This window comes from Dyadobacter ginsengisoli DSM 21015 (assembly GCF_059568735.1).
Genome location: NZ_JCANTY010000001.1, coordinates 1,205,037 through 1,218,026 on the forward strand (window position 1 = coordinate 1,205,037; position 12,990 = coordinate 1,218,026).

At 49.3% G+C, this 12,990-nt stretch carries 8 protein-coding genes; 3 read left to right on the forward strand and 5 right to left on the reverse strand.

What is annotated here, in order from left to right; translation table 11 throughout:
- Positions 1 to 184 precede the first annotated feature (184 nt).
- Entirely contained in the window at positions 185 to 2,956 is a 2,772-nt protein-coding gene (locus BP71_RS04360; RefSeq protein WP_496376987.1) for a bifunctional aconitate hydratase 2/2-methylisocitrate dehydratase, read from the forward strand.
- Between the two features lie 52 nt (positions 2,957 to 3,008).
- Positions 3,009 to 5,279: an aconitate hydratase gene (locus BP71_RS04365; protein WP_496376989.1), complete on the forward strand. Its 2,271-nt coding sequence runs from the start codon at positions 3,009 to 3,011 to the stop codon at positions 5,277 to 5,279.
- A 54-nt stretch (positions 5,280 to 5,333) separates the two neighbouring features.
- On the opposite strand, the gene lspA is transcribed toward BP71_RS04365, so the two are convergent.
- Both lspA and BP71_RS04375 read right to left on the reverse strand, forming a co-directional pair.
- Positions 5,334 to 5,846 (reverse strand): signal peptidase II, encoded by a 513-nt coding sequence (gene lspA / locus BP71_RS04370; protein ID WP_496376991.1) that lies wholly within the window; start codon positions 5,844 to 5,846, stop codon positions 5,334 to 5,336.
- Positions 5,846 to 6,535, reverse strand: a complete 690-nt coding sequence (locus BP71_RS04375) for a 3-keto-disaccharide hydrolase (RefSeq protein ID WP_496376993.1) — start codon at positions 6,533 to 6,535, stop codon at positions 5,846 to 5,848. Before BP71_RS04375 ends, lspA begins: the two co-directional genes overlap by 1 nt.
- A 144-nt stretch (positions 6,536 to 6,679) precedes the next feature.
- Here BP71_RS04375 and BP71_RS04380 point away from each other — a divergent pair, with 144 nt between their 5' ends.
- Complete coding sequence (locus BP71_RS04380) at positions 6,680 to 8,497, forward strand: M61 family metallopeptidase (RefSeq protein WP_496376995.1); 1,818 nt, start codon at positions 6,680 to 6,682, stop codon at positions 8,495 to 8,497.
- 39 nt (positions 8,498 to 8,536) lie between these two features.
- Here BP71_RS04380 and BP71_RS04385 read toward each other — a convergent pair whose 3' ends face one another.
- The 3 genes from BP71_RS04385 to BP71_RS04395 all read right to left on the reverse strand — a co-directional run bounded on the left by BP71_RS04385 (position 8,537) and on the right by BP71_RS04395 (position 12,863).
- Positions 8,537 to 10,690: a T9SS type A sorting domain-containing protein gene (locus tag BP71_RS04385; protein WP_496376997.1), complete on the reverse strand. Its 2,154-nt coding sequence runs from the start codon at positions 10,688 to 10,690 to the stop codon at positions 8,537 to 8,539.
- Between the two features lie 149 nt (positions 10,691 to 10,839).
- Positions 10,840 to 11,607: a TIGR03915 family putative DNA repair protein gene (locus tag BP71_RS04390; protein WP_496376999.1), complete on the reverse strand. Its 768-nt coding sequence runs from the start codon at positions 11,605 to 11,607 to the stop codon at positions 10,840 to 10,842.
- Positions 11,607 to 12,863: a putative DNA modification/repair radical SAM protein gene (locus BP71_RS04395; protein WP_496377001.1), complete on the reverse strand. Its 1,257-nt coding sequence runs from the start codon at positions 12,861 to 12,863 to the stop codon at positions 11,607 to 11,609. Before BP71_RS04395 ends, BP71_RS04390 begins: the two co-directional genes overlap by 1 nt.
- Positions 12,864 to 12,990: the final 127 nt, after the last annotated feature.

A 12,990-nucleotide genomic window follows, 5' to 3' on the forward strand; every position in this document is an offset into this window, starting at 1 on the left:
CTCAATATGCAGGTTGTCAGAACAAATTTTTTTTTGCGGAGGTTATCTAAATGTACGGTTAGAATATACTGGTTTTAAATAGTAGCTAAAATCGGCCGAAATGCCCCCATATATTCCGTAATTTCGTAGTTTCGCCCGTTTAATGACAACAGATTATCCAAGGTAGTTAATTACTATTCCCATCATGAATATTTATAAGGATTACATTCAGGAGATTGAAGAAAGAAAAACCCAGGGGCTTCACCCAAAGCCAGTTGATGGTGCCGAATTGCTGGGAGAAATCATCGCACAAATCAAAGATTCCGAAAACGAGTATCGGGAAGATTCTCTCAAATTCTTTATTTACAACACCTTACCGGGAACTACGAGTGCTGCCGGTGTAAAAGCCAGGTTTTTAAAGGAGATCATCCTGGGCGAATCCGTAGTAGAAGAAATATCGCCTGCTTTTGCTTTTGAGTTGTTGTCTCACATGAAAGGCGGCCCATCCATTGGCGTATTACTCGATCTTGCACTCGGTGATGAGGCTTCCATTGCAAAACAGGCCGCAGAGGTTCTTAAAACTCAGGTTTACCTTTATGATGCGGATACTGATCGTCTGAAAGAGGCATTCAAAAACGGTAATGAAATCGCCAGGGAAATCCTGGAAAGCTACGCACGGGCCGAGTTCTTCACCAAATTGCCAGATGTACCGGAAGAAATTAAGATAGTTACCTATATTGCTGGCGAGGGCGACATTTCAACTGATTTGCTCTCTCCGGGGAATCAGGCTCACTCGCGATCGGACCGTGAATTGCACGGTAAATGCATGATAACTCCTAAGGCACAGCAGGAAATCAAAGCATTGCAGGAAGAACATCCCGACAAAAGTGTGATGCTGGTAGCCGAAAAGGGTACCATGGGCGTGGGTTCATCCAGGATGTCAGGCGTGAACAACGTGGCGCTCTGGACCGGTAAACAAGCAAGTCCATATATTCCTTTTGTCAATATTGCTCCGATTGTTGGAGGTACCAACGGCATCTCCCCAATTTTCCTCACCACGGTCGACGTTACCGGCGGTATCGGAATTGACCTGAAAAACTGGGTTAAAAAGGTTGACGAAAACGGTAATGTTGTGCGCAACGAAAGTGGTGACCCCATTTTGGAAGAAGTATATTCTGTTGCCACGGGCACTGTTCTTACCATTAATACACAAACAAAAAAGCTGTATAACGGTGATCAGGAACTGATTGATATTTCCAAGGCGCTCACACCTCAGAAAAAGGAATTTATCAGGGCCGGTGGTTCATATGCGATTGTATTTGGTAAAAAAATACAGACAGTTGCTGCGAAGATCCTGGGCATCGAACCTACTCCGGTATTCGCTCCGTCCAAAGAGATTTCAAATGAAGGGCAAGGGCTGACTGCGGTAGAAAAAATCTTTAACAGAAACGCTGTAGGCACTACGCCGGGTAAAGTTTTACACGCCGGTTCGGATGTTCGTGTTGAGGTCAATATCGTCGGTTCACAGGATACGACGGGTTTGATGACTGCTCAGGAACTGGAATCAATGGCTGCCACAACGATTTCTCCGATTGTTGACGGTGCATATCAGTCGGGCTGTCACACGGCGTCGGTTTGGGATAAAAAAGCACAGGCTAACATTCCTAAGCTGATGAAGTTCATGAACGACTTCGGTTTGATCACCGCCCGCGACCCGAAAGGGGAATATCATTCGATGACCGACGTGATCCACAAAGTGCTTAACGACATTACGGTGGACGAATGGGCGATCATCATCGGTGGCGACTCGCACACCAGGATGTCGAAAGGGGTTGCCTTTGGTGCCGACTCAGGTACCGTTGCCATTGCATTGGCTACCGGTGAAGCATCGATGCCGATCCCCGAGTCGGTGAAAGTAACTTTCAAGGGCGACATGAAGGAGCATATGGATTTCCGCGATGTGGTTCACGCTACACAAGCTCAGATGCTTCAACAATTTGGCGGAGAGAATGTATTCCAGGGCCGGATCATTGAAGTCCACCTCGGCACGCTGCCGGCCGACCAGGCATTCACCTTTACAGACTGGACGGCCGAAATGAAGGCCAAAGCTTCTATCTGTATTTCGGAGGATGACACGCTGATCGAATCACTGGAAATTGCGAAAAACAGGATCCAGATCATGATCGATAAGGGAATGGAGAACCATAAGCAGGTTCTTCAGGGGTTGATCAATAGAGCGGATAAGCGGATTGCCGAGATTAAATCAGGTGAAAAGCCAGCTCTGACTCCGGATGCGAATGCGAAGTATTACGCAGAGGTTGTGATTGACCTCGATGTGATTGTGGAGCCAATGATCGCAGATCCGGATGTCAATAATAAAGAAGTTTCCAAGCGTTACACCCACGACACCATTCGGCCGCTTTCTTTCTATGGGGAAGATAAAAAGGTAGACCTTGGTTTTGTCGGCTCCTGCATGGTTCACAAGGGAGATCTTAAAATTGTTTCCCAAATGCTTCGGAATTTGGAAGAACAACAAGGTAAGGTCGAGTTCCATGCGCCGCTGGTAGTGGCAGCACCTACGTATAACATCATCGAAGAGCTGAAAAAAGAAGGTGACTGGGATGTATTGCAGAAATACTCCGGCTTCGAATTCGACGATAATGCACCGAAAGTGGCAGCACGCACCGAATATGAAAATATGATGTATCTGGAACGCCCCGGGTGTAACCTTTGCATGGGTAACCAGGAAAAAGCTGCCAAAGGGGATACTGTTCTGGCAACATCAACCCGTCTTTTTCAGGGAAGGGTCGTGGAAGATTCAGACCGCAAAAAGGGAGAGTCCCTGCTCGCGTCTACTCCGGTAGTTGTGCTGTCTGCAATCCTTGGCCGAATCCCTAATGTGGAAGAATACAAAGCAGCAGTGGTCGGCATTGACCTGACCAAGTTCGCACCTCCTGTTAAGCAACTAAGTAGATAGTATTCGTGTTCAATTGTTGACAAGTGAATGTGTAAACATTAATTTGAGAGCTATGGCGTTTGACTTAGATATGATTAAGGGCGTTTATGCCCGCATGGAAGAAAGAGTAAAGGTTGCCCGTAAAGTTGTGGGGCGGCCTTTGACCCTGGCGGAAAAGATTTTATACTCCCACTTATGGGAAGGAGCCCCCAGTCAGAGTTACGAACGCGGTAAGTCGTATGTAGATTTCGCTCCTGACCGCGTAGCGATGCAGGATGCTACTGCGCAAATGGCTCTTTTGCAATTTATGCAGGCCGGACGTCCCAAGGTTGCAGTACCTTCTACCGTTCACTGCGATCACCTGATCCAGGCGGAAGTGGGTGCGGTACAGGATTTGAAAAACGCCGTAGATAAAAATAAAGAAGTATACGATTTCCTTTCGTCTGTATCCAATAAATATGGTTTGGGCTTCTGGCGGGCAGGTGCGGGTATCATTCACCAGGTGGTGCTTGAAAACTACGCATTCCCCGGCGGGATGATGATCGGTACCGACTCTCACACGCCTAATGCGGGCGGTTTGGGTATGATCGCGATCGGTGTGGGTGGTGCGGATGCGTCGGACGTGATGTCGGGCCTTGCGTGGGAACTGAAAATGCCGCGCCTGATTGGTGTGAAACTGACCGGTAAACTGAGTGGATGGACTGCTGCGAAAGACGTGATCCTTTGGGTTGCGGGCCAGTTGACTGTGAAAGGTGGTACTGGTTATGTCGTTGAATATTTTGGCGAAGGCGCTGAAAATATCTCTGCAACCGGGAAGGCAACCATCTGTAATATGGGCGCGGAGATCGGTGCCACTACTTCGATTTTTGCATACGATCAGAAAAGCGCTGCTTACCTGAGAGGTACGGAGCGTGCCGACGTCGCAGATGCAGCGGATGCCGTAAAGCATCTTTTGCGTTCCGATGAGGAAGTTTACGCAGATCCTGCCACCTATTACGACCAACTGATCGAGCTGGATCTTACTACGCTTGAACCGCATATCAACGGTCCGTTCACGCCGGATTTGGCCTGGCCTTTGTCAAAATTCGCAACGGCCGTGAAAGAAAACGGCTGGCCAGAGGTGTTGTCGGTAGGTCTGATCGGCTCTTGCACGAACTCTTCTTACGAGGACGTAAGCCGCGCAGCATCGCTGGCACAACAGGCGGTTGACAAAAAACTGAAAGTAACTTCCGAATACACTATCACTCCGGGCTCAGAACTGGTACGTTACACGGTTGAGCGCGACGGTTTCCTGGATACATTCGCGAAAATCGGCGGCGTAGTGCTGGCCAATGCCTGTGGACCTTGTATCGGTCAATGGGCGCGTCACGGTGCCGAAAAAGGGGAGAAAAACTCGATCATTACCTCCTTCAACCGTAACTTCTCGAAACGTGCCGACGGTAACCCTAACACGCACTCGTTTGTGGCCTCGCCTGAGATCGTAACCGCCATGGCTATTGCCGGACGCCTTACTTTCGACCCGCGTGTGGACAAACTTTTGAATGCCGAAGGTGTGGAAGTATTGCTCGACGAGCCTACTGGCCTCGAATTGCCTACCCGGGGCTTCGCCGTAGAAGATGCCGGTTACCAGGCTCCCGCCGAAGACGGAAGCACAGTTCAGGTGTTGGTTAGCCCCACTTCCGATCGTCTGCAACTGCTTGAACCATTCCCGGAATGGGAAGGAACAGACCTGACCGGTTTGAAACTCCTGATCAAAGCGAAAGGCAAATGTACCACAGATCACATTTCAATGGCCGGGCCGTGGTTGAAATACCGGGGACACCTTGACAATATCTCGAATAACATGCTGATCGGTGCGGTTAACTATTACAATGAGAAAACCAATACCATCAAAAACCAGCTGAACAACCAATACTCAGAAGTACCAGCCGTTCAACGTGACTACAAAGCGCACGGAATCGGTACGATCGTGGTGGGCGACGAAAACTATGGAGAAGGTTCATCCCGCGAGCACGCGGCGATGGAGCCACGCTTCCTGGGTGTACGCGCGATTTTGACCAAGTCATTCGCACGTATTCACGAAACTAACCTGAAAAAGCAGGGTATGCTGGCGCTTACATTTGCAAATACAGCCGATTACGATAAAATCCAGGAAGACGATACGATCGATATCGTTGGATTGGAAACCTTTACAGAAGGACAGCCTCTGACGATCGTGTTGCACCACAACGACGGTACCAACGAGGAGTTCCCCGTAAACCATACTTACAATGCCCAGCAGATCGAATGGTTCAAAGCAGGCTCTGCATTGAACATCATCCGCAAATCGGTTGGCGCTGCGTAATCAAACGCATTCCCGGTTAACAAAAAACTCCTGCTGGTCAGGAGTTTTTTGTTTTTAGAAACCCGGAAGCCGTGATTTCTGCCGACTGTAAGATTGATACAGAAAGATAAACATCCCCGTCATGATCGACACATCGGCCATATTAAAGATCCCGGTTTGGAATAACCCGAAATTAATGTGCATGAAGTCGGTTACCGAGCCATGTACGAGGCGATCGTAAATATTACCGATGCCGCCTCCGATCGCAAAGCTCAATGCCAATGCGCTCAGCCAGGTCAGGTTCTTTTTGGTCAGTAAATAAACAATACCAAAAAGCAGCGCAATGAGCGGGATCACCGAAAGCACAAAGATCTTTAAAGTATCGGGCAAAGAACTGCCAATGCTCAGAAATGCCCCCGTATTTTCAACGTAAGTAATTGTCACGTAGTCCTTGATCACGTGAATGGTCTGATAAAACCCCACATTTTCCCGGACCACGTTTTTAGAGATCTGATCGCAGCCGATATTGGCGATCAGCACCACGACGATGGCAATATTCCTGACAAGGCGGTTTGATTTCAAATTCATTATTTAGACAATGCTTTGATCGGCGTGAGCTTAACTTCCTTGAACTCGACTTCGGAACCTTCCGATTGCAATGCGATCTGCCCTTTCGAAGCGGTCGCATCATATCCGTAATTCACGAGCTCACCGTTAAGCCATACTTTAATTGAATTCTTAACACATTCGATCACCATGGAATTCCATTCACCCAATGGCTTTTCGGTTCCGTCGGTCAGGTTGGGTATGCGACGCAGTTTGTCGCCGTTCACGCCCCATTTTTCTTTTGGGCCACGCCGTTTTTCCATGTCGGGTACCGTAATATCTTCCTGGATGCACCAGAAGTCTCCCGCATTCTGGTTCATGAGTTGTATTTCAATGGATTTCGGAAACATATCGTACAAGTCCCGGGGCTTTGAAACGAATACCAATGCGCCGCAATTACCTGGCTTCCCAACGAACCGGTACTGAAATGTAAACCGAAAGTTTTCATGCTGTGCGTCGGTGATCAGGTGGCCGCCGGGTGTTCCCAGACTAACGAGCAGTCCGTTGCGCACGAGAAACGGGTTAACAGCCTTGGGATCTTTGTCCATTTCGGGTACGTCTATATGCCAGCCTTTCAGGTCTTTGCCATTAAAGAGCGCTTTCGTTTGGCTGTATGCGTGTTGGGACGTGATAGCGAGGGCCAGGGCTAAGGGAAGGAACAGTTTCTTCATGGGTGGTCGTACTATTTAAAGTTTTATTGGGATTTGAACCGGAAAAATTAAGCAATAATAAGGTTAGTAGCTGTATTGCCGCTTCAAATGTTCGGTTATTGATTTAAATTGGTGCTTTATCATTTTAAATCCTTTGACCGGCCCATGAAAAAACTGGCTGCTTTGTTCGCCATACCCATGTTATGCTCGTACGCGTTCGCGCAGGAGATCCGCTACGATGTATCGTTTCCCAACATCGCCCATCACGAAGCCCGCATTGCATTGAGTGTTTCCGATGCACCACAAAAGGAACTGGTATTCAGAATGTCGCGCTCGTCCCCGGGCAGGTACGCGACGCACGAGTACGGGAAGAATGTGTATGATGTAGCAGCATTCGACAAATCCGGAAAAGCCGTACCGGTACAGCGTGTGGACGGGGATGTATATAGGGTGGCGGGGATCAGCGGTTTCGTTAAGATCGAATATACCCTGTATGCCAACCACGCCGACGGTACTTATGCCGGAATCGATGCCAGCAGCGTGCATCTGAATATGCCCGCGGTATTCATGTGGGTTAAAGGTTTGGAAAAATCGCCCATTACAGTGGCGTTCAACCCGCCCAAATCCGGCTCATGGACGATCGCTACGCAGCTGAAAACGACCGGGGACGCAAATGTCTTCACAGCGCCTGATCTGCAATACTTCATGGATTCGCCCACCAAGATTGGCAAGCTGACGATCAAAGAATGGACGGTACCCAATGCAGATGGCAAGCTATCGCAATTCAGGCTTGCATTGGAGGCCAAAGGCAGCGATTCGCTCGCGACCGCGTTTGCCGGTAAGGTGAAGCGCATTACCGAAGAAGCCCGTATGGTTTTCGGTGAATTTCCGGTATTTGATAGTGGTAACTATACCTTTCTTGCCAGCATTAATCCCTATGTAAAAGGCGATGGGATGGAGCACCGCAACAGCACGATGATCACGCTGCCGGTCGCATTCGACGGGTCCGACAACCTGCTTGGCGTGTTCTCCCACGAATTTTTCCACACCTGGAATGTCGAACGCATCCGTCCGAAAACGCTGGAACCATTCAATTTCGAAAAGAGCAATATGAGTTTCGAACTCTGGTTTGCCGAAGGTTTTACCCAATATTATGGAGATCTGCTGCTTGAAAGGGCGGGGTTCGATTCGCTGGAAGAGTATTGTAAGACCCTGACCTCGCTGGTCAACACCAAAGAGAACACTGCCGGCGCAAAGCGTATTTCACCTGTGCAGGCAAGCAGTAATGCGGTATTTGTGGATGCCGGTGTAGCCATCGATAAAACGAACTATCCCAACACGTACACTTCCTATTACCCTTACGGCGCTTCGGTGGCACTCGCATTGGACCTCCAACTGAGAAGCAAAGGGCTGAACCTCGATGATTTTATGAAAGCCGTTTGGGCAAAACATGGAAAGCCGGAGATTGCTTATAATGTATCAGACCTGGAAGCCGTTTTGGCAGCTTACACCAAAGACAAAGCATTTGCACGGCAGTTTTTTGAAAAATATGTGAACGGACATGAATCGTTGGATTATGCGCCATTGCTTGCGAAATCCGGACTTTTATTGAAAAAACAATTCGAAGGACAAGCCTGGATCGGTGATATCCGGTATAGAGAAGGCGCAGGGTTAACCATCACTTCCAACAGCATTATAGGCAGTCCGCTCTATAACGCCGGACTCGATATTGACGACGAAATATTGAAAGTGGATGGACGATCGGTCACTAAAAATGACGAGTTGATTTCCATTCTCAAATCCCACAAGCCGGGCGATCAGCTAGCGGTGGAATACAAACACCGCGAGGATCTGAAAACCGCGATGCTTGAATTAACCGAGAACCCGAGGTGGCAGGTGATCACTTATGAGCAGGCCGGAAAAACGGTTTCAGCCGAGATGGAAGCATTCCGAAAGGCCTGGCTGGGAAGCAAGTGGAAATAGAAAAGCGGTTGCCTGAATGTCGGGCAACCGCTTTTGCATTTAATGCGTGTAAAGGATTTTCCTGGTTTCAATCGAATCAGGCTTTTTCACTTGCAACAGGTAGATTCCCGATGGTGCATCGCCGAGGTTAATGCGCTCTTCATGCTCGCCTCTGCCGTTCACCTGACGTTGATGCCATACTTTGCCCTGTATATCTGTGACCTGCAAAGTTGCTGACTTCCCGGTTTGTAACTGGAATGCAGCCTTGAATTCGCCGGGAGCCGGGTTAGGGTAGGCGCGTAGTACGAGCGCATCGGCTTGTGTTTCGATGAGTCCCGGCGCTGCCATCCGTGCATTGCTCTGGACATTTCCCACGCAAAGCTTATCCTGACGGGTAGTTGCTCCCGGTAATCCTTGAATCCGGATCGTGTTGTTGCCGATTGGCAGATTGACGTAGAATGTCTCTTCGCGCCACACAATGTTCCAGCTATAAGTTGGAGGTAACTGCAATGCCGGAATCGCAATATTCCCATTCACAGATACGCTTACTTGTGCATTCGGGTCGGCATAGTAGCGCAATGTCACAGGATACATCCCTGAGGTCGGCACATCCGGTACGTAGTAGTCAACATAGTAATCATAATTGTTTTGAGCACCTTTGGTTTGCCCGTTCGACGCATTCGGATCACTGCTGGTGGGGCCGTTGCCGCCCGACCACTCGGCTTCCCGGCATACGCTGAACGGTTCCGAAGGCTCGTTGCATCCGCTGACGGTTATGTCAAGCGTTTTGACGACCGACACGCAGGCATTCTTGGAAGCAATTAATGTGTAGGTAAACGTGCCGTTGGTAGCAGGCGGCAAAATCGTAGTGGAAGCGAATGTCGAATTTGTACCCTGCCCAAGCCATTTGTAGGAAACCGAAGGGCAATCGGAGCCGGTGCAGCCGGCGCCGACGAATACGGTCGTCGAACATGCGGGGGTAAGTGTCGAGGCGGCGGCAGTGATAGTGAAATCGCACGACGGCGGGTTTCCGGTTCCGCCGCTTCCGGTAACGCAAATTCTATCCTGGCGGATCACAGGGTAGCCAAATCCGGTCCAAATGCGGATTTTATTATTGCCTTCCTTCAAGGTGAAATTGTAGGTTTTCTCAGCCCATACGACATTCCATGAGCCCGACGCTGCCAGGCCTGTCAGCGGCGCAGTCTCCTCACCGTTGACGCTGATCGTAATGCCGGTTGGCTGCGTTGAGTAATAGCGCAGCGTTACCTGATGCTGTCCCGTTGCTTTTACGCCGTTCACTTCATATTCAACGAAATAACTCGGGCCATTCTGCGTGCCGCGGGTCTTGCCGTTCGATGCATTGGGGTCATCGGTGACTTCTCCGTCGCTACTGGAATTTTCCGCTTCCACACAGGTGCTGAACGGTCCGACAGGAACGGGGTCGCAGCTAACCGTAACCAAAGCCCTCGAAGTCATCGGCCCGCAACCTTCTTTGTTGGCAGTAAGAAAATAATTATATGCCGCGCTCACTGCAGGTGCAGGCACAGAGACGGACGCGCCCGTAAAATTAAGTCCTCCGCCTGACCAGTCGTACGTTACGCCGTCGCAGGGGCCTGCGCATTGCGCAGTAAACGTAATGGTTTCCGAGCATTGCGGCGTGGGGTCGGATACTGTTGCAATTACATCGAAGTCGCAGTTGGGATCGCTGGGGCCGTTTTCTGTCCAGCAGGCCTTATCATGCCTTACATTGTATCCCGGCAACTCAGTAATGCGGATCCAATTATTGCCTGCATGCAGCTCTACCTCAAAGCTGTGCTCGCGCCAAGCTATGTTCCAGGAATGAGAAGCGGGAAGTACCACTTGTGTCGCAGCGCCATTGTTAGCGGAGACGCTCACCGGCGAGTCTTGCTCGGCATTGTACCGAAGGGTAATTAGATACTTGCCGGTAATCGGAACGTCGGTTTGATACGTAACCCAATAATCTGAGGTATCCCGGGCGCCGCGCGTCAGGTTATTGGAAGCATTCGGATCCGACGAAATGGGCGCATTGCTGTTGGCATTTTCGGCTTCAAGACAAATGGTAAACGGTTCGACCGCCGGGCGACCGGCAGCAGTAGCTTTGGATGAATTACCGGCGTAACCGCTTGCGGGCGCGGCAGCATAGGAAGCAATCGCTGAGAGCAGAAAGCAAATAACTAACGTACAAGTTTTCATAGCATACTGGAAAATGTGGATGAATGGACATTCCAACGGGATCGTCGGAAAAGACAATACGAACTTGGATTGTCTACATTTTTCCGGACACCACTTGCTGTGTAAACCGTGGCGACATATTTCGAAAATTTATTGATTATCAGCGAAATCTAGGCCTGCTTCTCTGAAAGGTACTTCCAATACCGCCGCGGTACGTGCCTGATATGCAGCCGCATATTTTTACGTGCCTGAATGTGGGTGCTTTTGAAATAGTCCTGCCATAGCAAAGTGTACAACTCCTCTTTCGAATCCAGCAAATCGGGGGGAAGCGCATTGACGATCGACATTTTGGGTGCTTCGCTCAGCGCTATTTCCTCCGTTTTTTCCAGATCATAATAGAGTCCATATTTTCTTTTCAAATCATAAATAATCCAGCGCTGATCGGCATAGCGGTTCTGAAAATGCTCGGGCAGGAGGGGAAGCACGTCAAAATCCGGCTCGATATGGGAATAATAAATGCCGTCGCCGGTTTTCTGAAACCGCACGAATGCTTCCATGCGGTGTTTTTCGCGATGGACTTTCTGAGCGGTTTGGGAAATGGCAAGGACGTCGGGGTGTGCAAAGTTTTCAGATGCACCGGCCGGTTGGTCAATGACATAGCGGGCAAAATTGAGTAAGTGCTGAAAAACTTCCGGTTGCTCGGACAAAAATGCCTTGTAGAAACGCAACTGCCACTCTTTTCCCAGTTTTTTGCAAAGCCCTTTCCAAACGCGCTTTCCTTTTTCGCGGTCGGAAACCACCCGAAATCCTGAATCGAACACATCCGGGACATAATGCACTTCGGTTACCAGTTTCACAATGGCCGATTGCCGCTGGTAGCATTCGAAAACGGCCGTCAGTAAGCCTTCCAGCGAACCGTCGAAAATATACAGCTCCATCAGAAAAGCGACAATTGGTTATTCGGGTTGGCCAGGTATTTACTTTTGCTCTCGGACAAAATAAGGCCTTTGATGTGTTCAGCTTCATATTCTTTCAGCTGCATCGAGCTGTCGGCATATCGGATGAAGTGACGGGCTTTACGAAAAGCGATGCCGAGTTTCCGTAAATGGTTTTCATATAGCCTGTTAAACTTGCGCGCCTGAACGATTTTCAGCGCTGAAGCGACACCGATGCCCGGCACGCGGAGGATCATCTGGTAATCGGCTGTATTAATGTCTACCGGAAACTGATCGAGGTTTCGTAATGCCCAGCTCAGTTTCGGATCGACATCCGCTTCGAGGTTTGGATGGATGTCATTGAGGATTTCCTGCACTTTGAAACCGTAGAACCGCATCAGCCAATCGGCCTGGTACAGCCGGTTTTCACGGACCAATGGCGGTTGCGAACCAATAACAGGCAGCCGGGCATCATTGCTGATCGGAATGTAGCCCGAGTAGTAAACCCGTTTCAGCGAAAAGTTCTGGTAAAAAGCACTGGCTGTATGCAAAATATCCTTGTCGGATTCCGGCGTGGCGCCGACGACGATCTGCGTGCTCTGCCCGGCCGGGACGAATTTCGGTACGCTTTTGATCAGCGCTTTCTCGCTTTCAAATTGGGTAATGTTGTTTTGAATGTATTTCAAAGGCTTTTTTACTTCCGCGTGCGACTTCTCCGGCGCAAGCAGTTTCAGGCCGGTTTCTGTCGGCATTTCGAGATTTATGCTCATACGGTCGGCATACATGCCTGCCTCGTGAACCAGCTCATCGCTCGCACCTGGGATCGTTTTTAAATGGATATAACCATTGAAACGCTCTTCGTGACGCAGCTTTTTGACGATGCGTACCAACCTTTCCATCGTGTAATCGGCATCCTTGAAAATGCCCGAGCTCAGAAACAGCCCTTCTATGTAATTGCGCCGGTAAAAATTGATGGTCAGTTCTACCACTTCCTCGACGGTGAATGCGGCCCGTTTAATATCGTTGCTGCGCCGCGAAACACAGAACGCACAGTCGTAAATGCAATGGTTGGTCAGCAGTATTTTAAGCAGAGAAACACATCGGCCGTCCTCCGTATAAGTATGGCAGATCCCCGTTCCCTCCGCATCTCCAATTCCCTTATTCTCATTTTTCCGGTTACTGCCGCTCGACGAGCATGAAACATCGTATTTCGCAGCATCGGCCAGAATCCCCAACTTCTCCCGGATCCGCTCGTACATACCAAAATTTGTAATTAGTTAAATTTGTCTAAAATATCGAACGGTGATTACCAGTTATTAGGAGGTTGCACCAAGTGAGTATTTGTGCATGAAAATATCATAAATTTGATACTAATACAATCTTTTT

Excerpts from the sequence above, each read along its gene's own strand:
- BP71_RS04395 (WP_496377001.1), bottom strand. The coding sequence starts at position 12,863 with ATGTACGAGCGGATCCGGGAGAAGTTGGGGATTCTGGCCGATGCTGCG.
- BP71_RS04375 (WP_496376993.1), bottom strand. The coding sequence starts at position 6,535 with ATGAAGAAACTGTTCCTTCCCTTAGCCCTGGCCCTCGCTATCACGTCC.
- BP71_RS04380 (WP_496376995.1), top strand. The coding sequence starts at position 6,680 with ATGAAAAAACTGGCTGCTTTGTTCGCCATACCCATGTTATGCTCGTAC.
- BP71_RS04390 (WP_496376999.1), bottom strand. The coding sequence starts at position 11,607 with ATGGAGCTGTATATTTTCGACGGTTCGCTGGAAGGCTTACTGACGGCC.
- BP71_RS04360 (WP_496376987.1), top strand. The coding sequence starts at position 185 with ATGAATATTTATAAGGATTACATTCAGGAGATTGAAGAAAGAAAAACC.
- BP71_RS04385 (WP_496376997.1), bottom strand. The coding sequence starts at position 10,690 with ATGAAAACTTGTACGTTAGTTATTTGCTTTCTGCTCTCAGCGATTGCT.
- BP71_RS04365 (WP_496376989.1), top strand. The coding sequence starts at position 3,009 with ATGGCGTTTGACTTAGATATGATTAAGGGCGTTTATGCCCGCATGGAA.
- lspA (WP_496376991.1), bottom strand. The coding sequence starts at position 5,846 with ATGAATTTGAAATCAAACCGCCTTGTCAGGAATATTGCCATCGTCGTG.